Source organism: Flavobacterium rhizosphaerae (assembly GCF_046000445.1).
GTDB classification, from domain to species: Bacteria; Bacteroidota; Bacteroidia; order Flavobacteriales; family Flavobacteriaceae; genus Flavobacterium; species Flavobacterium rhizosphaerae.
Window position 1 is genome coordinate 63,795 of record NZ_JBELPZ010000015.1, and the last position, 21,369, is coordinate 85,163.

General features: G+C 42.1%; 16 protein-coding genes. 11 read left to right on the forward strand and 5 right to left on the reverse strand.

The window, feature by feature from the left end; all coding sequences use genetic code 11:
- Nucleotides 1-5: 5 nt before the first annotated feature.
- From ABS766_RS13170 to ABS766_RS13185, 4 genes are all read left to right on the forward strand, one after another.
- Entirely contained in the window at nucleotides 6-1,451 is a 1,446-nt protein-coding gene (locus ABS766_RS13170; protein WP_408085653.1) for an alpha-amylase family glycosyl hydrolase, read from the forward strand.
- 88 nt (nucleotides 1,452-1,539) lie between these two features.
- A complete protein-coding gene (locus ABS766_RS13175) occupies nucleotides 1,540-2,688 on the forward strand; it encodes a T9SS type A sorting domain-containing protein (RefSeq protein ID WP_408085654.1) in 1,149 nt (382 codons plus the stop codon).
- Nucleotides 2,689-2,789: 101 nt separating this feature from the next.
- Nucleotides 2,790-3,473 carry a glycerophosphodiester phosphodiesterase gene (locus ABS766_RS13180; RefSeq protein WP_408085655.1) on the forward strand — a complete coding sequence of 228 codons (684 nt, stop codon included), beginning with the start codon at nucleotides 2,790-2,792 and terminating at the stop codon, nucleotides 3,471-3,473.
- Nucleotides 3,470-4,687, forward strand: coding sequence for a BaiN/RdsA family NAD(P)/FAD-dependent oxidoreductase (locus ABS766_RS13185; protein ID WP_408085656.1), 1,218 nt, complete (start codon nucleotides 3,470-3,472; stop codon nucleotides 4,685-4,687). Before ABS766_RS13180 ends, ABS766_RS13185 begins: the two co-directional genes overlap by 4 nt.
- 61 nt (nucleotides 4,688-4,748) lie before the next feature.
- Here ABS766_RS13185 and ABS766_RS13190 read toward each other — a convergent pair whose 3' ends face one another.
- The gene (locus tag ABS766_RS13190; protein ID WP_408085657.1) at nucleotides 4,749-5,456 is read right to left on the reverse strand and encodes a DUF4397 domain-containing protein; all 708 of its coding nucleotides are present in this window, start codon (nucleotides 5,454-5,456) and stop codon (nucleotides 4,749-4,751) included.
- 145 nt (nucleotides 5,457-5,601) lie between these two features.
- On the opposite strand from ABS766_RS13190, the gene ABS766_RS13195 reads away from it, so the two are divergent.
- Nucleotides 5,602-6,183: a hypothetical protein gene (locus ABS766_RS13195; RefSeq protein ID WP_408085658.1), complete on the forward strand. Its 582-nt coding sequence runs from the start codon at nucleotides 5,602-5,604 to the stop codon at nucleotides 6,181-6,183.
- Here ABS766_RS13195 and ABS766_RS13200 read toward each other — a convergent pair.
- Nucleotides 6,180-6,656, reverse strand: a complete 477-nt coding sequence (locus ABS766_RS13200; RefSeq protein ID WP_408085659.1) for a TspO/MBR family protein — start codon at nucleotides 6,654-6,656, stop codon at nucleotides 6,180-6,182. The genes ABS766_RS13195 and ABS766_RS13200 overlap by 4 nt on opposite strands.
- A gap of 114 nt (nucleotides 6,657-6,770) precedes the next feature.
- Here ABS766_RS13200 and ABS766_RS13205 point away from each other — a divergent pair, with 114 nt between their 5' ends.
- From ABS766_RS13205 to ABS766_RS13225, 5 genes are all read left to right on the forward strand, one after another.
- Nucleotides 6,771-7,853 carry a diphosphomevalonate/mevalonate 3,5-bisphosphate decarboxylase family protein gene (locus tag ABS766_RS13205; RefSeq protein ID WP_408085660.1) on the forward strand — a complete coding sequence of 361 codons (1,083 nt, stop codon included), beginning with the start codon at nucleotides 6,771-6,773 and terminating at the stop codon, nucleotides 7,851-7,853.
- Nucleotides 7,854-7,926: 73 nt separating this feature from the next.
- Nucleotides 7,927-8,865, forward strand: coding sequence for a mevalonate kinase family protein (locus ABS766_RS13210; protein ID WP_408085661.1), 939 nt, complete (start codon nucleotides 7,927-7,929; stop codon nucleotides 8,863-8,865).
- Nucleotides 8,866-8,867: 2 nt separating this feature from the next.
- On the forward strand, nucleotides 8,868-9,455 hold the full coding sequence (locus tag ABS766_RS13215) for a hypothetical protein (RefSeq protein ID WP_408085662.1): 588 nt from the start codon (nucleotides 8,868-8,870) through the stop codon (nucleotides 9,453-9,455).
- Between the two features lie 107 nt (nucleotides 9,456-9,562).
- On the forward strand, nucleotides 9,563-10,483 hold the full coding sequence (locus ABS766_RS13220) for a geranylgeranylglycerol-phosphate geranylgeranyltransferase (RefSeq protein ID WP_408085663.1): 921 nt from the start codon (nucleotides 9,563-9,565) through the stop codon (nucleotides 10,481-10,483).
- Nucleotides 10,484-10,508: 25 nt separating this feature from the next.
- Nucleotides 10,509-11,387 carry a pseudouridine synthase gene (locus ABS766_RS13225; RefSeq protein ID WP_408085664.1) on the forward strand — a complete coding sequence of 293 codons (879 nt, stop codon included), beginning with the start codon at nucleotides 10,509-10,511 and terminating at the stop codon, nucleotides 11,385-11,387.
- 112 nt (nucleotides 11,388-11,499) lie between these two features.
- On the opposite strand, the gene ABS766_RS13230 is transcribed toward ABS766_RS13225, so the two are convergent.
- The 3 genes from ABS766_RS13230 to ABS766_RS13240 all read right to left on the reverse strand — a co-directional run bounded on the left by ABS766_RS13230 (nucleotide 11,500) and on the right by ABS766_RS13240 (nucleotide 15,546).
- Complete coding sequence (locus tag ABS766_RS13230; protein ID WP_408085665.1) at nucleotides 11,500-13,623, reverse strand: M3 family metallopeptidase; 2,124 nt, start codon at nucleotides 13,621-13,623, stop codon at nucleotides 11,500-11,502.
- Nucleotides 13,624-13,747: 124 nt separating this feature from the next.
- Complete coding sequence (locus ABS766_RS13235) at nucleotides 13,748-14,557, reverse strand: hypothetical protein (protein WP_408085666.1); 810 nt, start codon at nucleotides 14,555-14,557, stop codon at nucleotides 13,748-13,750.
- Between the two features lie 89 nt (nucleotides 14,558-14,646).
- On the reverse strand, nucleotides 14,647-15,546 hold the full coding sequence (locus tag ABS766_RS13240) for a NifU family protein (protein WP_408085667.1): 900 nt from the start codon (nucleotides 15,544-15,546) through the stop codon (nucleotides 14,647-14,649).
- 262 nt (nucleotides 15,547-15,808) lie between these two features.
- Here ABS766_RS13240 and ABS766_RS13245 point away from each other — a divergent pair.
- Nucleotides 15,809-21,369 (forward strand): choice-of-anchor L domain-containing protein (locus tag ABS766_RS13245; protein WP_408085668.1); only part of this gene is annotated, 5,561 nt, incomplete at its 3' end.

The following is a 21,369-nucleotide window of genomic DNA, read 5'->3' on the forward strand; positions in this document are numbered from 1 at the left end:
TTAGTATGAAAAAAATAGCCATAACCATTTTAGCCCTTACCCTGCTCTGGAGCTGTAAGGATAACAAACAGGCAGACGAAAGCCTGAATATGGAAGCTACGGCAACAGACAGCCTGCCACCGGTAAGTGATGCCATGATGGAAAATGCCGTAATTTATGAGGCAAATATCCGCCAGTATTCTCCTGAGGGTACATTTAATGCTTTTACCAAAGACATTCCGCAATTAAAAAAACTGGGTGTAAAAGTGCTTTGGGTAATGCCCATTTACCCTATATCCATGAAACGCCGTAAGGCCACAGGCGATAAGTCTATCGAAGATATTACAGATCCTCAGGAAAAGAAAAAATACCTGGGCAGTTATTATGCTATTTCTGATTATACTGCGGTAAACCCGGACCTGGGTACCAAAGAAGATTTTGCAAAACTGGTAAAGACGGCACATGAAAATGGTATGTATGTAATACTGGACTGGGTAGCCAACCACACCGGCTGGGATCATAAATGGATAACCGAACACCCTGAATATTACCAGAAGAATGCGAAAGGCGAGGTTACTGACCCGCTGAACCCTGAAACAGGTGAGCCTTGGGGCTGGACAGATGTAGCGCACCTTGATTATGCAAACAAAAAGGTATATGAACCCATGAAGAACGAAATGTTGTACTGGGTTAAGGAGCAAAATGTTGATGGTTTCCGTTGTGATGTGGCCGATAATGTACCTACCGAATTCTGGGAGTGGGCCAGGCCGCAACTGGAAGAGGGAAAACCGCTGTTCATGTTGATGGAATCTAACAAAGAGTATCTTCTTAAAAAGGCCTTTGATATGGCCTACGGCTGGGATGCCCACCATTTGATGAATGAGATTGCACAGGGCAAAAAAAATGTAACCGCGTGGGATTCGCTAATGGTAAGCCAGGCTAATAAGTATGAACGGGATGATATTTTTATGAATTTTATTACCAATCACGATGAAAATGCCTGGAACGGCAGCGAGTACGAAAGGCTTGGGGCAGATGCCGTTAAAACCTTTGCCGCATTAACCTACACCATGCCGGGCATGCCGCTTATCTACACAGGTCAGGAATATGGCAATGAGCACCGCCTGAAATTTTTTGAAAAAGATGTCATTAAACATGACCATGATGATATGTTTGCCTTTTATGAAAAACTGGGTAAACTTAAAAACGATAATATCGCGCTTAACGGTGGTAAAAACCCCGCAGGCTATGACAGGATTGATGCCAGCGATATGAAAAATGTACTGGCCTTTACCCGTGAAAAAGACGGACAGAAAGTATATTATATTGCCAACCTCAGCAAAAATGATGTACGCTTTACATTGCCTTTAGAAGGGGAGTATACTGATTATATCAGTGGGGGAAAAGTGTCGTTTACGGCAGGGCAAAAATGGGAGGCTGCCCCATGGCAATATTGGATATTAACAAAATAAGTATGAGCATCAGGCAGCATAAGCGCCTGGTGCTTTTTTTTAATTGTTTTACTATAACGTTTTCTTTAATCTTAATTTAAAATTTTTTATGATGAAAAAATTACTTTTAATGGTTGCTGTGCTTCTTGTTGGGGCCGTAACGTATGCGCAATTTCCAAGCATTGGAATTATAGGCGATGCCACCCCTGGTGGTTGGGATACCGATGTGGATATGGCCACTACAGATGGCGTTACCTACACGTATGAGGGGCTTACACTTGTAGCAGGCTCTGTAAAATTCAGGCAGGATGATGGCTGGGCCAACAACTGGGGCGGTACCGGGTGGCCAAGCGGCACAGGTGTGTTTAACAGCGGTAATAACATACCTTCTCAGCCAGGTTTTTACAATGTAACATTTAACCGTACTACGCTTGAATATAATTTTGAAGATGCAGGTAATTTTGATGACATTAGTGCTAACTGGGGCGGTGGAACTGCTATTATGACTACGCTTGATGGCATAAGCTACTATGCGAACAATGTTGTTTTTGAAGAAGAAACAACGGTTACTTTTTCTGTAAACGGAACTGAGGTGTGGGGCGGTAGCGGCTTTCCTGAAGGTACAGCTACAAACGGGGGTGCAGCTATAACTGTACCTGCCAACAGCTATAACATACACTATAATTTAGAAACGAATGCATACAGCTTTGATTTTGTAATTATCAGCATTACCGGCGGTGGTGTAGGCGGCTGGGGTGTTGATACCGATATGGCTACTGAAGACGGTGTAAACTATACTGTAAACAGTGTAACCTTTGCCCTTGACGGAGACGGTAACTCTGAAATGAAATTCCGACTTAACCACGAGTGGGCTGTAACCTGGGGTGGGGGTACCTTCCCTTCAGGTACAATGGATATGGGCGGTGGAAATGTGGTAGTACCTGTAGGCACCTATAGTGTTAACTTTAACAGGATGACGGGCGATTTTGAATTTAACGCACCTACTTCTGCCACTGCAGATTTTTCAAAAAATAATATAAGGGTATATCCTAACCCGGCACAAACCGCATGGACATTTAATGCAACTTCTAACATTACCAACCTTCAGGTTATAGATATTACGGGCAAAACGGTGATAAACCAGGCAGGCAATGCCCAACAGCTTACTATAGATGCTACACAGGTAGCTTCAGGTATTTATCTTGCTAAGATTACATCAGATAGCGGCACTGCTACCGTTCGTGTTGTGAAAAATTAAGTTTATAGCATTTTTTTATTTAAAACCCGTGCATTTTTTGTGTACGGGTTTTCTTTTTACTTTATTCCCTAAAAAAGTACCTTTACAAAAAAATAGTGCTGATGCCCTTACTTACTATCGGCCACCGCGGTGCCAAAGGCCACCTTGCCGAAAATACCCTGCCTTCTTTTAAAAAAGCTGTTGAGCTTGGTGCTCAGGCAGTAGAGCTTGATGTGCATGTTTGTGCCACAGGCGAACTGGTGGTACTGCATGATTTTACGGTAGACCGTACCACTAACGGCAGTGGCGAGGTGCATAAACTCACCTTGGCATCACTCAAAGCGCTGCAAGTAGAGGGAAAGTATACCCTACCTACACTGGATGAGGTTTTTGAAGTTTTGGGCAAAGGTGTTTTTGTGAACATTGAAATGAAAGGGCGGCATACTGCAAAGCCAGTGGCAGATTTCATTCAGCGCTATATTACTGAAAAAGGTTATACCTATTCTGATTTCATTGTGTCGAGTTTCCAGCGTGAGGAGCTGGAGGCACTGCACAATATAAGCCCCGACACTCCTATTGGGGTGCTAACACAGGCCAGTGTGGCGCAGGCAATGGAATGGGCGGCTGAGTTTAAAGCGGTAGCCATACACCCACACTTTTCGTTATTAACGGAAAGCAATATTAAAAAAGCAAAACAGGCCGGTTATGAAATTTATACCTGGACAGTGAATGAACCTGAAGATATTGCACGTGTCAAAACTTTGGGTGTTGATGGCATTATAACAGATTACCCCGACCGATTATGAGCCAAAGTTATGATGTAATAGTAGCCGGGGGTGGCGCAGCAGGTTTTTTTACGGCAATAAATATTGCGGAGCAAAACGCCTCGCTTAAAATAGCTATTTTAGAACGCGGGAAAGAAGTATTGAGTAAAGTACGCGTTTCGGGTGGGGGCAGGTGCAATGTTACCCATGCGTGTTTTGTGCCCGATGATTTAGTGAAATTCTATCCAAGAGGGGAGAAGGAATTGCGAGGCCCATTTAACCGCTTTTGCAGTGGCGATACCATTGAGTGGTTTGAGCGTCATGGCGTGGAATTGAAAACAGAAGAAGACGGGCGGATGTTCCCGGTAACGGATAGCTCGCAAACTATTATAGACTGCTTTTTGGAAGCAGCCCATAAACTAAAAATAGATATACTCACCGGGCAAAGCATACAGTCGCTTTATGATGCCGAAACCCATTGGAAGATTGAAACCACAAAGGAAACTTTTTTAACCGGCAGCCTTGTTATGGCTACGGGCAGTAACCCCAAAATGTGGGATGTATTGCAGGCTCTTGGGCACAGCATAGTGCCCCCGGTACCCTCGTTGTTCACTTTTAATATAAAAGACCAACGCATAAAAAAACTTATGGGGCTAAGCGCGCAGGCAGGGGTAAAGGTTAAAGGTAGTAAACTGGAAGCTTCCGGGCCGTTGCTCATTACCCATTGGGGTATGAGCGGACCAGGTATATTGCGGCTTTCGGCATGGGGTGCAAGGGAACTGGCCGATAAAAATTACCGGTTTACGTTGATTGTTAACTGGCTTAATGATATGGATTTTGAAGATTGCGAGGCTATCCTGCGGGAATTAAAACAGGAACATGCTAAAAAAACAGTGAGTAAAAAATCGCCCTTTGATTTTCCTAACCGTTTATGGGAAAGCCTTGTTTTGGCTTCCGGAATTGATACCGAAACCCGTTGGGCTGACCTCACCAAACAACAGCTTCAGGCCCTTGCTGTTCAATTGGTGCAGGGGGAATATCAGGTAAATGGTAAGAGTACCTTTAAAGAAGAATTTGTAACGGCCGGGGGTATAGATTTAAAGGAAGTAAACTTTAAAACTATGCAGAGTAAATTATGTCCTAATCTTTATTTTGCCGGAGAAGTTTTAAATATTGATGCCATTACCGGAGGCTTTAATTTTCAAAATGCCTGGACAGGCGGGGTTATAGCCGCAAGTGCAATAGCCGCAAAATAAAAAATCAGGCTGCTTTGCAGGCAGCCTGATTTTAAACAAACCAAAATCACATAATTATAGCTTATAAATTGCGCAGTTTATCAGTGCTGAATGTATCATTACTATTGGCCGGTGGGGTAACAAACCCCTTAGTATAAATAGTATAATTGCGGCCTTCTAAAATTTCAACAGCACTTTCAGTATAAATTTCTTCATCGGTAGTACTATCGCTAAACGTTACAGTATACGTTCCGGCCATAACAGGCATAAAGCTGGTAGCTGCTTTAAACGTTAATCCGGTGGCAAAATTTACAGTATTATCCTGTGTAGCAATGTTTAAGGCAGGGGCGTCGGGAGATAGGTTTATAAAACGCACCATTGCCTTCCCGTTTGCAGGATATTGTAAAGAATCACGGTAGGTAACCAGCTCAATATTATCAAAAGTATTCACGGCAAAAGCGCTGAAATAATCACCCGCCTCAAGTGTAATATCATTAGTAGCCAGTGTGTCGCCCACTGCATTTATAATAGAAAGGTTGCGGTCTCCGGTAAAAAAGTTATAATAGCCTGCGCTTTGCCCGTAACGTAAAGCACCGTTATAAACCTGGTTTTCATCCGCAAAAAAGAAAATATCGCCACTGCTCGGGCTTGCATTAACAATGGCGCCAAAAGCTACATTTTCATACGGATCGGGTCCTGTATAATCCAGGTCATCATCAGTAATACAAGAGGTAGCCGTAAAAAGTACAGTAAGGCCAAGTGCCAAACGCGTTAAAAATCTAAGTGTCATAACAATAATAATTTTATTTTATTATTAGATACACGGCTGCTACATGGGTTGCGTAGTAAAATTGTTAATTAACTTTTGTAAGTTTTTTAATTACATTACGCAACTAATTAACAAAACAGGCATCTTAATAAAAAACCAATATGTTATGAATAAGATACTTACCCTTTTTTTGATGGGCCTTTTGGCCGTTTCCTGTAATGACGATGAGCCCGGAATTTCTGATCCCAACCCGGTAACGGGTAATAAAGTGCTGATGCTTAAGGTAGATTACCAGACCTATGCCTTTGAAGAAGGTACTCAGCTTGAATTTGAAGAGGCTACAAATTTTACGGTAGGAGTAGACTACCACCCGCCGGGAGATTTTGGCAGCGTTGCCCTGTATTATTCTGAAACTGGCCAAAAACTTTTTGAAGGAGGCATAGTATGGATGGGGCTCGGTGATATGACGTATCCGCAGGAATTAAATGATGCTTCGGCCTTTGTAACAATGAATGGCGAAGTGTCTGAGCCTGAATTTGAGCCGGTAAATTATAATGAAGAGGAAGCCGCACCAATGACCGAAGATGCAGATTTTACTGCTATATGGAATGCCGTAAATAACCTGCAATTGGTAAATGACTACCGCGCAGCCAACCCCAATGCAACCGTAAAAGTATTTTTATATACGCCAAGTGTGGGCGTAGGCAACCCTGCTGACTGGGATTATTTTGTGTTTATTAAAAACTAACGGTTAAGGTACCAAATAGCGGCATTAAGCGCTGCGGCATACGTAACCCAAAGCAGGTAAGGTACCAGCAGCCATGCCGCTATTTTGCTTATTTTGCGGAATATATACCAGGTTTCGTAAATCATCAGCCAGAGCAATACAATTTCTATAAGTGCCAGGAGCGGGTTTTTAAGCCCGAAAAATAAATAGCTCCATAACACATTCAGTATAAACTGAATGCCGAAAAACTGCAGCCCTTTTTTAACTTCAGTTTCCTGAAAATCAATGCGGTTCCATACCAGTCCTGCCGAAATGCCCATTAAAAAGTATAAAATACCCCACGCTATAGGGAATACGGCATTGGGCGGCGTAAATGATGGTTTTACTAGTGTTGGGTACCAGGTGTTTACACTGGTTTGTGTTATGAGGCCAGAAAGGTAACCCAGTGCTACTGTAGTGGCAACCATTACCGCTATTCGGGTGATACGGTTCATATTGATTTTTTATCAAAGATAATTTTTTTATGAGTTCCGGAGAAATTGCTTTATCACTTTCCGGCTTCTTTCTTATGGCTAATAAAACTTATCTTTGCTACCAAATTAAAAAATATGCTTACCGAAACGGATTTTATACCAAAATCGTTCACAAAAGTGGCAAAAAATGGCACTGTGGTGTGGAGTGCCCCCAGTAATATAGCACTGGTAAAATACTGGGGCAAAAAACCCGGGCAAATACCCGCCAACCCCAGCATTAGCTTTACATTGAGCGAATGCAAAACCATTACAAAACTGTCTTTTGAGAAAAAAGAAGACGATGGGTCTTTCACATTCGACTTTTTATTTGAGGGGCAGCCTAAACAAAGTTTTCGCCCCAAAATTTCAACTTTTTTTGAAAGGGTTAAAAAATATGTGCCGTTCATTACCCAATATCATTTTACTATAGATACCCAAAATACATTTCCGCATAGTAGCGGCATAGCTTCGTCGGCTTCGGGTATGGCAGCGCTGGCTGTAAACCTTATGAGCCTGGAGCGCCTGCTGAATCCGGATATGACCAACGAGTACTTTTACCAAAAAGCCTCATTTTTAGCGCGTTTGGGCAGCGGCAGCGCCTGCCGCAGCATTAAGGGCAGTGTGGTGATATGGGGGCAGCACGAGGATACCCCCGGCAGCTCCGATTTATTTGGGGTGCATTATACAGATGTAAATGAGGTTTTTAAAACGTATAACGATACCATACTATTGGTAGATAAAGGCGAAAAACAGGTAAGCAGTACCCTTGGTCACGGCCTAATGGAAGGACATCCCTATGCCGAAAGCCGCTTTGCCCAGGCACATGAAAACCTTGCCGCCATAAAACAGGCATTAAGTACAGGCGATGTAGACACTTTTATTAAAATTACAGAAAGCGAAGCGCTTACCCTGCATGCCATGATGATGGCAAGCCAACCCTATTTTATTTTGATGAAACCCAATACGCTTGCTATTATAAATGCCATATGGCAGTACCGCGCAAAAACCGGTGTGCCTGTGTGTTTTACGTTAGATGCCGGGGCAAATGTGCATGTGCTCTATCCTGAAAACGTTAGCGTAAAAGTTTTGCAATTTATTAAGGATGAATTAATTTGCTATTGTCAAAACAACCAGTACATTTGTGATAAAATTGGTACGGGTGCCAACCAGCTTATCTAAATATTTGTTAAGGCAAACTGAAAAGGCTTTTTTTACGTACCTTTATATAAAAATAACTACGGGAGGTTAAGCAATGAAAGGACCTTTATTTTATTCTAAAATACTACTTTTTGGAGAACACGGCATTAACAAAGGCTCCAAAGGGTTGTCTATACCCTATAATTTTTACAACGGCTGCCTTAAAATGAGCGACACCGATACCGATGTGGCAAAAAAAAGCAATGCCAGCCTTAGGGGGTTTGTAGATTATCTTGAAACATTGCAGGCTAATGAGCCACAACTGGTTAGTTTTGATACCGATGCATTGCGTAAAAACGTAGAAGCCGGTATGTATTTTGACAGCAGCATACCACAGGGCTACGGTATTGGCAGCAGCGGCGCACTTGTAGCAGCTATTTATGACCAGTATGCCAACGATAAAATAACCGTGCTTGAAAACCTTACCCAGGAAAAATTACTGAAGCTTAAAAAGATATTCAGTAAGATGGAGAGCTACTTTCATGGTACAAGCTCCGGGCTAGACCCGCTTAACAGCTACCTGAGCATCCCTATACTTATCAATTCAAACGAGAGCATAGAGGCCACAGGCATCCCTATGCAAAACCTTGAAGGCAAAGGGGCAATTTTTCTGTTAGATTCAGGTATTGTTAAAGAAACCGCACCTATGGTGCAGATTTTTATGGAAAGCCTTAAAGATAAAGGTTTCCGTTCTATGATTAAAAACCAATTCCTTAAATATACCGATGCCTGTATTGCCGATTTTCTTAAAGGCGATGCAAAGGGTTTATTTGATAACACCAAACAACTATCTAAAGTGGTCTACAAAAACTTTAAGGCCATGATACCGGAACAGTTTCATGAGCTTTGGCAAAAAGGTATAGAAAGCAATGAGTATTACCTTAAACTTTGTGGCTCTGGCGGTGGCGGCTATATACTTGGTTTTGCCCCTGATATTGATAGAGCTAAAGAAGCCCTTAAAGGCCATAAAGTTGAAGTAGTGTACCAGTTTTAATCATGGATGTTAGCATTCTTACCTTACTAAAAACAATTTTACAATCATTATTTGCAGGTTTCGGCATAATAATTCCCATTATATCGCTTATTAAAACCAGTAAGCTTAATGCCATCCGTGCAAAAGAGCTTTTTATATTGCAGGCAGTGCATGCCGTACGCATTGGTGGTATTATTTATATACTGCTGTGCCTGCCCGACTTGTACAGTACGTATATGAGTACAGGCGCCAATGTAGATTTAGGATCCGGTACCGGTGCATCAGTGGGCGTTTCTTACCCGGAACACTATTTGTTGCTGTTATATTACCCACCCATTATGTGTCTGCTGCTTACACAGCTGTTCTGGATTAAAAAGCTGTACATAAAAAAGTTCAGCCTTATAGTGCTTTCTCTTTTCCTGCTAATATTGCCTTCGCCACAGTTTATCATGTGGGTTATCATGATTCCCCAAAAATTTATCCCTTCGCAATGGCAGCAACAGCCCGGCAACACCTTGTTACGCCTGTGGCTGGATATGGTAGTCTTTTTCTTTTTTATCATCATACTTATGGTAATTAGCGGTAAGTTTAAAAATCTTCGCGAAAATTGATTACCCTGTAGTTTTGTTTTGAAAAATTTAGGGTTTTTACTGCTATCTTTACAAATACCAATACTAAAAAAGCCTGTTAGGCAGTTTTATAACCACAAAAACCATGTATGGCATCTAGAAAAACAAAACTGGTACTGATGAAGATTTTCAGCCTGTTTTCGGTAGTGCGTGGCTATAACATACCGGTTATAGCACTTGCACAATACCTTTCGGCCATATTTATACTTGATAAAGAGCGCCGTGCGCTCGATGTGCTGCTGGATGGCAATTTGTTTCTTATCGTGCTGGCTTCATCTCTCACTATAGCTTCGGGCTACATTATCAATAACTTTTATGATGCCCGTAAAGATCTTATAAACCGTCCAAAAAAAAGCATGTTAGACAGGTTGGTAAGTCCTGCCACAAAACTACGGGTATACTTTACGCTTAACTTTGTTGTAGTGCTTTTAGCCTGGCTGGTATCCTGGCGGGCTGCCGTGTTTTTTTCGGTATATGTTTTCCTTATCTGGTTTTACAGCCATAAGCTTAAAAAATATCCCATTATAGGCAACCTTACTGCCGCGCTGCTGGCTGTGCTGCCCTTTTTTGGTATTTTAATGTATTTTAAAAACTTTTATGGAGTAATATATGTGCACGCAGCATTTTTGTACCTGCTTATACTGGTGCGTGAAATTATAAAAGACCTGGAAAACCTACAGGGCGATCTGGTAGCCGATTACCGTACCATACCCGTTATATTTGGCGAAAAGACCGCTAAAAGAATTATTGCGGCCCTCACTTTTTTAACGGTTATACCCGTATATCTTTTGGTAGAAGTGTATAATGTAGGGTATATGGATGTGTACTTTTATGCAGGCATGGTAGTTATCATATACTTTTTGTTCCGTTTATGGGCTGCCACAGTAAAAGATGATTATCTTTTGCTGCACAACCTGCTAAAAGGCCTTATTGTGGCGGGTGTTTTTAGTATTGTGCTTATAGATCCTGCTGTTTTAGTGCATGGCAGGCAGCTGCTCTCTGTAATTTAATATATCTTTGCAAAAAATAAATGTAATGGAAAACAACAGGCGTGGCGGAACTCCGGGCAGGGGTAAAAATGATAACAGGAAAAGTACAGGCAAAGCTCCGGGCTATCCTGCTAAAAAAAGCAGTGCACCTGCACGTAATGAGGCAAAACCTTTTAAACCCAAGGCTGCCCCACAAAAGCCTGCTGTAGAAAAAGACGAAATACGCCTTAATAAATATATAGCCAACTCAGGCATGTGTAGCCGCCGCGATGCCGATATATATATACAAAGCGGCAACGTAAAGGTAAACGGCAAGGTAGTAACCGAAATGGGCTACAAGGTAAAACTTACCGATGAGGTAGATTTTGACGGCAGCCGTATTACTCCCGAAAAGAAAGAATATGTATTACTGAATAAGCCTAAAAACTTTACCACCTCTGTAGAAAGTGCCGCAGGGGCACAGCGCAGCGTTTTTGAGTTGGTAAGGGGCGCTACAAAGGCCAGCATACAGCCCATTGGGCGTATGGATTTAAATACTACAGGCCTGCTTATTTTTACTAACGACCTGGATTTGATCAGGAAGTTTAACCAGCCGAACCAAAAGTCGTTTAAAATATATCAGGTATCGCTGGAGCGTAACCTGAAGTTTGAAGACCTTGAAAAAATAAGCGGAGGCGTTATACTTGACGGGTACCGCCTTAGTATTGAAGAAATAAGCTATATTGAAACCCAGCCAAAAACCGAAATTGGTATAAAACTGCGTACGGCTAATGTAAAAGTAGTACGCACCATTTTTGAGAGTTTTGGGTATACGGTATTAAAGGTAGACCGCGTATCGTTTGCAGGACTTACCAAAAAAAACCTGCCCCGGGGCAATTACCGCTTTTTAACCGAACAGGAAATTATAAACCTGAAAAATTCATAGCCTATAATATTCTGTAACAAGTTTTCCATTTTGACTGGAGCGTAGCGTAATGGAGAAATCTCAAGCTATTCCTTACTCAATACTATACTTCTATAAAATACACACAGTGATACTACTCCACACTTTCGGTATCAGCATTTATTTCTGCCGGTTCGGCAGTCTCGGGCAGCAAGCCTTTTTTCTTTAACAGGGCGGTAATATTTGGGTCGGCATGCCTAAAGCTGCGGTATAACATGGCAGGGTCTGCCGTACCGCCTTTTTCCAGTATCTGTGTACGGAAAGCTTTAGCCGTTATAGAATCAAATAAAGAACGCTCTTTAAAAGCCTCAAAAGCATCGCTGTCTAACACACCAGACCATATGTAGCTATAATACCCCGCTGAATACCCCAGGCTGAAAATATGGTTATAATATGTACTACGGTATCGCGGTATGATAGATGGTATAAGCCCAATTTTTTCCATAGCCTCATTTTCAAAAGGTACTACATTTTTGGTGAGTGGTTTTGTGCGGTTATGGTAATCCATATCCAGGTAAGCCGCTGCAAGGTACTCTACCGTGGCAAAGCCCTGGTCAAACGTGGCGGCCTCCTGCAGTTTGGCAATAATATCATCCGGTATTGCCTCGCCGGTTTTATAGTGGTGGGCATACATTTTTAGCACTTCAGGCTCAGCCGCCCAGTTTTCCATAAGCTGGCTGGGCAGTTCCACAAAATCGGTAGGCACGCTGGTGCCGCTAAGGCTCTCGTATGTAACATTGCTCAGCAGCCCGTGCAGGGCATGCCCAAACTCATGAAAAAACGTAAGTGTTTCATCAAACGTAAGTAGCGATGGCACATCGCCTACAGGTTTGGTAAAGTTGCACACAATAGAAATTATAGGGGCTATGCGTTTGCCATCGTCTATTCTTTCTTTTTTGTATGATGTCATCCAGGCACCGCCTTTTTTACCTGCCCTCGGGAAAAAGTCCATATAAAGCAGCCCAAGGTATTTACCATCTTTTTCGGTTACTTCCCATGCGGTAACATCTTTATGGTATATCGGGGCATTATCAGTCTTTTTAAATTGCAGTCCGTACAGGCTGTCGGCTACCATAAATATTCCTTTCCGCACGCTGTCCAGGCAAAAGTAGGGCTTTAAGGCCTGCTCATCAAGGCTATATTTATGCGCCCTTATTTTTTCGGTGTAGTAGCGCCAGTCATACGGCTGCACATCATCTGTAAGGCCGTCTTTTTGCATCAAAGCTTTAATGTCGGCTTCTTCAGCTTTAGCCTTATTAAGGGCGGGAGTCCACAGGCGGTCCATCAGTTCAAACACTTTTTCAGGTGTTTTTGCCATACGTTCTTCCAGTATATATTCGGCATACGTTTGGTAACCCAGCAGCTGTGCCTTTTCCGTACGCAGGTTTACCATCTGTATAATAGTAATGCGATTATCGTTAGCATCACCGTTGTTGCCGCGGTTTTGGTAAGCAGTCCATATTTTTTTGCGCAGTCCGCGGTTTGAGGCATATTGTAAAAAAGGCATTACGCTGGCATTGTGCAAAGTAAATATCCATTTCCCATCTTTACCTTTTTCTGTTGCCTCCCCGGCAGCGGCAGTAATTATAGTTTCGGGTAACCCTTCCAGGTCCTCTTTATTATCAATAACCAACTCAAAATTATTGGTGTCGGCAAGCACATTAGCGCCAAAAGCAATGCTAAGTACAGCCAGCTCTTCGTTTATTTTCCTGAGGCGTTGTTGCTGGCCGGCCGATAATGCCGCACCGCTGCGTATAAACGCCTTATATTTTTTTTCAAGTAGTTTAGCCTGCTCTATGGTAAGCTTTTCTTTTATCTGGTTATCCCACACTTTTTTTACCCGTGAAAAAAGCCTGGCATCAAGGTAAATATCATCATAATGACTGCTTAGTTCGGGCGCAATCTCCTTAGCGGCATTTTGCAGTTCCTCATTGGTTTCAGCACTGTTAAGGTTGCTAAGAACTACCTGTATGCGGTTAAGTAGTTTCCCCGAATATTCAAGTGCCTCTATGGTGTTGGCAAAAGTGGGTGGGGCAGGGTTATGGGCAATGGCATTAATTTCTTCTTTATGCACAGTCATGGCCTCGCGCAGTGCCGGTATAAAATGCTGTGTTTTTATTTCTTCAAAAGGCGGGGCGCCATATGGTGTATCCCAAACCGCCAGTAATGGGTTTTCCTCGCCTATGGTTTCAGCTTTGTTTTCTCTGTTGCACGACATGCATATACCAGTTAAGATTAGTACTATTACAGTTTTGATTTTCATCTTTTTTTCCCGGGGAAATTACTATCCAAAAGTAAAGGTATATGTTATTAATATAAGTGTCAAAATTATTTAACCCTATTTAAAGGTATTGTTGTTCAATTTTATTACGATACTCTTTTTCCTTTTTCAAATGAATGTTAAAGGAAAGCCCTAAATACTGCCCCGAAAGTGAATAGTCGCCCCGGGTTGGCGCACTTTGTAACAGGTTGCCAAACTGGTATTCTCCTTTAAAAAATGGCACAAGGGGTTTTTGGTAAATAATGCTTCCCTGAATAAGCATGCCATAACAGGCAACATAAAACCCCGGAGAAATTATAGCATTTGGGTATACACAGGCAGGGTTATTAGTGTTGGCATATAGGGCAAAAACTTCACGGCTTTCGTTCCCGTCCGGGCTCGTAAAAATATAGTTTACATCATATCCGCCTTCCTGCATTATCATTATATGAAATCCTGTATCAAGGCTAAAATATACATTATAAGCCATTTGTTTTTTTATTTGTATAAGCGCAGGTATGGTAAAATTCAGTTTGTACTTACTGGTTATATTATCGGTATAAGGGCCTTCTGTCCACAGGTCGCCATCTTTAATAGTCATGTTAATATTATACATAGGCACCATATCAAGGTGCAGTCCTGTTTTAAAAGCCAATTTCCGCTCAGGATGTATTAAATAATCAAATCCGAAATTAAAATTAAATGTAGCATGGTTATCAAGTGAGTAATCGCCATGATCACGTGTGGTTTTGGCGGCAGTATACAGCACAGGGCTTATACATAGGCCTACTTTGGAATAGTCTTTAAAATCGGGATATATTTCTGTGTGCTGGGCAACTGCAAAGTTTAGGCAAAGCATTGACAGAAGCAGGGAGGTTGATAAGGTTCTCATTGTTTTTTCTGTATAACGCAGGTGTGCGGGCTTTTAGTTTATACAGAAATAAAAAACTCCTGCTACGGCAGGAGTTTTAAAATGTAGTATTATGCGTTGATGGCTTCCACTTTAATTTCGTGGTCATTAAGCATGTCTTTCAGCATATTTTCAATACCGCTTTTCAGGGTAAAGGTACTACTTGGGCAGCCACTGCATGCGCCCTGTAAAATAACCTTAACCCGTTTATCGGCTTCGTCATAACTTTCAAAGGCAATGTTTCCCCCATCGCCCTGAACAGCAGGCTTTACATACTCTTCCAGTATATTAATAATGCGTTGTGAGGTAACATCAAGGGTATCAAAATAGGTTTCTTCCTGCTTTTCGGCCTGGGGGGTCTGTTTAATTAAAGATTCTTCAATCACTGTGTTGCCGTCTTCAATATACTGGCGTATAAATGCGCGGGTATCAGCCACAACTTCTCCCCATTCCGTAACGGCATATTTGGTTATAGAAATATAATTTTCATCCATAAACACCTCTTTTACAAAAGGAAATTTAAACAATTCCTTTGCCAGGGGCGATGCTGCCGTTTCGTCAATATTTTTAAATTCAGCCATGGTTTTGGTAAGTAGCTTATTACTCACAAACTTCATCACAGCAGGGTTAGGGGTAGACTCGGCATATACGGTAACCGGCACCTTTTTTTTATCCGATGGCTCTTCGGTAATTATAACACCTCCTGAGGTTACAAAATTTTCTATTTGTTCGGCTATTTCTTCCTGTACATCAGCCCATTCTACTATGCTGTATTTTTCAATTGCAATAAAATTGCCCGAAATGTAAACCGTTTTTACAAAAGGCAGGTAAAACAATTGTTTTGCCAGGGGTGATTTGGCTGTTTCGTCAATGTTTTTAAATTCATAATTGCTGTTATGGGTAATAAAATCATTAAGCTCAAATTTTATAATCGAAGGGTTTTGCGTCTCCCTGATTTTTATGTTTTTCATGGGTAAAAAATTTTAAAACAAAATTAAGATAAATAAATTTAAAAGTATCTGGTAGGGAATTTAGTTTTATAATTGTTTAATTATGAATATTATTCAATTGCGCGTTAATTATAATGCAAACTCTCATAAAATTTGTGATTTTTATAAATTTAACAACCAAAATATAATTGAATTTTTATATTTACAAGTTGATACTTATAACATTATTTTTAGATAATATTAAAATTGCTTTAACATAGACCAATAGAAATAAATTTGCTGTATGAAAAAAATATTACTTCTAATCTTCCTTTTTTTCGGGCTGCTTGGGTTAAAGGCACAGTCTGGCATTGTTGTAGTCAGTACAAATCCTGATAATACTTATCAGGAGGGAGAAACGCTGACGTGGTCAATAATGGTAACCAATACAGGTACTACACCTGTTACAAATGTAAATGTGTTTTATGCCCTGCCGGCTGATATATATATACCGCCAAACCCCACACCTACAGGTGTTATAAAGTTTTGGTGGGAAAACACGCTTGATGTTTCCGGAGTAAATACTAACCTTAATGATACACTGCCTACATTAAACCCGGGGCAAACGGTTGTTTATACACTGCACCTAAAAATTCCTGATGATTATACAACACCTATACAGGATGTTGCGGTAACCTGGGATGATATGGCAGATATTGTGATAGTAAATACCGATAACCACAATTTTTATCTTCCCGGTACCACATCTCAGTATACGGTCACCGTTACCAATAATGGCCCCGATACGGCTACAAACATAAATATTAGTGAGCCCGTACCTGCGGGCATTACAAATTTCTCATGGTCAGGCAATGGCGCATCCGGTTCCGGTGCGCTTTCTAATGTTATAGCATCACTGCCTGCCGGAGAAAGCGTTACTTATACCGTTACGCTTGATGTGCCTGCTACTTACACAGGCAATCTTACTACTACGGTATCATATTCATCAACTGCTTTTACAGATTACAACCCGGGTTGTACCGCCTGTACCGATACCAATACAGCAGCGCCAACTGCAGATATTGTACTTGTAAACACCAATAACCAAACATCTTATGTGCCCGGGCAACAGGCTGTATACACTGTTACGGTAACCAACAATGGACCGGCAACAGTGTATGATATAGATGTTTTTAATGCCATACCTGCTGGTGTTACCCAGTTTTCATGGACGGGTAATGGCGGTTCGGGCACTAACGTTCCGCTGGAAGATACAATTGTTACCCTTGCCAACGGCCAATCGGTAACATATACTATAACACTTACAGTACCTGAAGATGCTACGGGTGATTTTATAAGCACCGCCAGTTTTTCAGCAGCATTTTTAAATGATACAGATCCTTCATGCGCGGGTTGTACCGATACCGATACTCCGCCCAATGAGGCCGATATAGTAGTGGTAAATACCAATAACCAATACAATTATATTGTGGGGCAGCCGTCGGTTTATACCGTAACTGTAACCAATAATGGCCCGGCAGATGCAACCAATGTGGTAGTATCTAACCCTATACCTGCAGGTATAACGGGTTTTTCGTGGGTAGGAGATAATGGTTCATCCGGCACTAACACAGCTATTAATGATGCTGTTGGTACACTTGCCGCAGGCCAGACAATAACCTATACGGTTACATTAAATGTACCTGCCGCTTATAATAACCCTACGCTTGAAAGTACGGTTACTGTAACCAGCGATACGCCGGATCCTAATCCGGCCTGCGATGCCTGTACGGATATTGATGTGGATACACCCCTGGCAGATATTGTAGTGGTAAACACAGATGACACCCTGATTTTTACCCCGGGCACTACTGCTGTTTATACTGTAACTGTTACCAACAACGGCCCTTCTGTGGCACAAAACGTCAATGTTTCTAATGCCATACCTGCGGGGATTACCCAATTTTCGTGGACGGGAGATAATGGTTCTTCCGGTACCAATATGGCTCTTAATGATGCCATACCTGTACTGGGTATAGATGAAACAGTAACCTATACCATAACTATAGACATACCTGCCGGTTATGCCGGGCAATACCTTACCAGTGAAACGGTGGTTACGTCTGATACGTCTGACCCGGAGGTGGATTGTGAGTTTTGTACCGATACGGATATTCTTTCAACTATAGTTTCTGATATTGTTGTAGTAAATACAGATAATACCAATTACTATACGCCGGGCAGTACGTTGGTTTATACCGTAACGGTTACAAACAACGGCCCCGCTGCAGCTACAGCTGTAGAGGTATCCGGAGTTATACCTGCGGGCATTACCTCATACTCATGGTCAGGTGATAATGGATCTTCCGGAACGGATACAGACCTGGCAGATACTATTGCAACCCTTGCTAACGGCCAAACCGTAACCTATACCATAACACTTGATGTGCCTGCCGGTTACACAGGCAGCCTTACTAATACGGTAACTGCAACAACCTCAACAGACCCATATACAGATTGCGGGCAATGTACCGATGTAGATTATGATAATGCAAATGAGGCCGATATTGTAGTAGTAAATACCAATAACCAGGATATTTATAATCCCGACACAACCACCACTTATACTATAACCGTTACTAACAATGGCCCCGATGACGCCATAGATGTAACCGTTACTAATACTGTACCTGCAGGCCTTACCAATGTTACCTGGCAGGGTAACGGTACATCGGGCACGGGAGATTTAAATGATAACATTCCGGTATTGGCTGTTGGCCAAACCGTAACGTATACTTTAACAGGTGATATACCGGCAGGTTCAACCGCTGATATTGTAAGTGAAACCGTGGTGGCAAGTGTAACTACCGACCCCGATACCACCTGCCCGGATTGTATTGATACAGATACGGCATATGTGCCTTATGCCGATATTGTTACCACAAAAACACTGGCTTCGGGCACAACATATACCGCAGGCCTTAACGCAGTATATACCATAACAGTTACCAACCAGGGGCCGGAAGAGGCACAGAATGTTGTGGTAAATGATAATGTACCTGCCGGGTTAACGCCGGCAACTGCTTCCTGGAGCGGTAACGGAACATCGGGCACAGGAAACCTTACTAATACCATTGGTTCTATGGCGGTTGGGCAAACCGTAACCTATCAGGTTACCATACCAATACCAAGCGATTTTGACCAGGATACCAATATTGTAAACCAGGTAGTAGTAACCAGCAGTACGGCAGACCCTAACCCTGATTGCCCCGGCTGTACTCATACAGCAACGCCTAACCCACAGGCAGACCTTTTGGTGCTTAAAACAAACGGGCAAACAACATATAATGGCAATGAGTCGGTTACATATACCATATTAGTTACCAACCCCGGCCCAAGTGATGCGTATAATGTGGTAGTGCATGATAACAAGCCCTATAATATACAGGTAATGACGTGGGAACGTTTTGAAAATACTGATATAGGCCTGGTGGGCGATGGCAGCAGCGGTACTATGAACGATATAATTCCGGTAATTCCGGTAGGTGCTACTATAGAATATAGTGTAACCCTTTTTGTGCCGGAAAACCATCCCTCTTTTGTAGGAAATCTTAAAAATGTTGTTACAGTTACCAGTGACACGCCCGACCCTGTACCGGCATGTCCTACCTGTACCGATATTGATAACCCGAGGGGTATTGGTGTAACAGTAAGCAAAAACCAATATACCGTAGAAGAACTGGTGTATGATGTGCTTATAGATACCGACTGTGCTGATATATCCAACGTTACATGGTCAGCCGGAAACATAAATATAGATAATGAAACACAAGGATTTGGTATAGGATATTTTGAAAAAAATAACTCTAACTTCCCTATTAAAGATGGTATTATTATAAGGGGAGGTAATGTTATGGGAAGCGCCGGGCAGTATGACGGCAGCCATATTTCTACTGAATCTACAGGCTGGAACGGTATCGATGCCGATTTGCAGGGAGTAAGCGATAGCAACCCAAATAGCAATGGAGGTACTATAAGGGATGTAAGTTATTTACAGTTTAACTTTGTGCCGCTTTCAGATCACATGAGTTTTGAGTTCCTTTTTGCAGCAAACGAATATGGGCAATTTCAATGTGGTTGGGCGGATGTTTTTGCTTTCCTGCTTTCAGACATTACTGACCCTACGGCAATGACAAATCAAAATATAGCTGTATTACCCGTTTCGGGTACACCGGTTTCAGTTACCAATATCCGGAATAACTTATATAACCCCGGTTGTGGCTCTGCTAATGCGGAGTATTTTGGGCAGTATAATGTAGATGACCCTTCTATATCTGCCATAAACCACCGGGGGCAGACTGTTGTATTAACGGCAGAATCTGATGTAATTGCCGGGCATACCTATAAAATTAAGCTTGCCGTAGGAGATTATGGTGACACACAATATGACTCTGCAGTATTCCTTGAAGCCGGTTCTTTTGATATTGGCCAGCCCCAATTACCCGATGACCTTACTATAGCTGTGGGTACCGCACTTTGCCCGGATGAGGTATATTACCTTACCCCGGAAATTGCACCAGGCACCAGCTTTGTATTTAACTGGGAAAAAGATGGCGAATTAATTCTTGACAATAATGGAGACCCGGTAGAAACAGAAGGTATAACGGTTACAGAGCCGGGTGTGTATACACTGCTGGCATATTTTCCTTTAAACCCTGGATGCGCCCTTAGCACTGATATAAGAATAGAGTACCGGCCTGAAATTCCGCTTGCAGATCCGGAAGACCTGATAGCCTGCGGCGTGGTAGGTGGTACAGGTACTTTTGACCTGACATCAAACACCCCTATAATGACAGCCCCTTTAGACAGTCCGGGGTCGTATGATGTATTTTACTATACCTCACTACAGGATCTTCAGGACGATGAGCCGTCAATTTTTCCTTCTATCGCTTACGTGGGTAATGATGGGCAAACAATTTACGCCCGTATCCAGGGGGTTGATAATGATTGCTATACTGTAAGATCATTTAACCTTATTGTACAGCCATGTGGCGTACCGGCTCCGGTAGACCCAATGTATGCCTGTGACCCGGTTCCGTATGACGGTTCCGAAATATTTGACCTTACGGCACAGTATGATGACATGATGGATCCCATCCTTACACCTGAAAATTATACCGTAACGTATCATACTAATGAAGATGATGCTTTAAATACAGGAAACAACCCTATAGTAAGCCCCGAAACATTTAACGGTACTACGCAAACCATATACATCAGGGTAGTTAATAATTTTGACCCAGATGATGTAAATGTTGTTGAGCTAGACCTTATAGTAACCTCTCAGCCCGAAGTAGGTGAGTTTGAAGATGTAATTGCTTGTGATGCTTACAGTTTACCACCATTAACAGAGGGCAATTACTATACCCAGTCAAACGGCGGGGGCACTATGCTCAATACTGATGATTTAGTGTTAACTACCCAGACAATTTATGTGTTTGCACAACAGGGTACAGCTCCTAATGCATGTACAGACGAAACCAGTTTTGAAGTAACTATTTTAGAAACGCCAGATTTGGGTGAACCTACAGATGTAAATGCATGCGGTTCTTATACATTACCAATATTGGCTGCGGGTAACTATTATACAGCTACAGGCGGTACCGGCAGTATGATACCTGCCGAAACCGAGATTACAACCACTCAGGATATTTATATTTATGCTGAAGTGAGTGAGTCTGATGTAACCTGTTCTGATGAAATAATGTTTCATGTAGAAATTTTGGAAGCCCCTGTTTTAGTACCTTCTACGGCTTTAGAGGTTTGCGACGATGACACGGACGGTTTGGCGGAGTTTGACCTGAC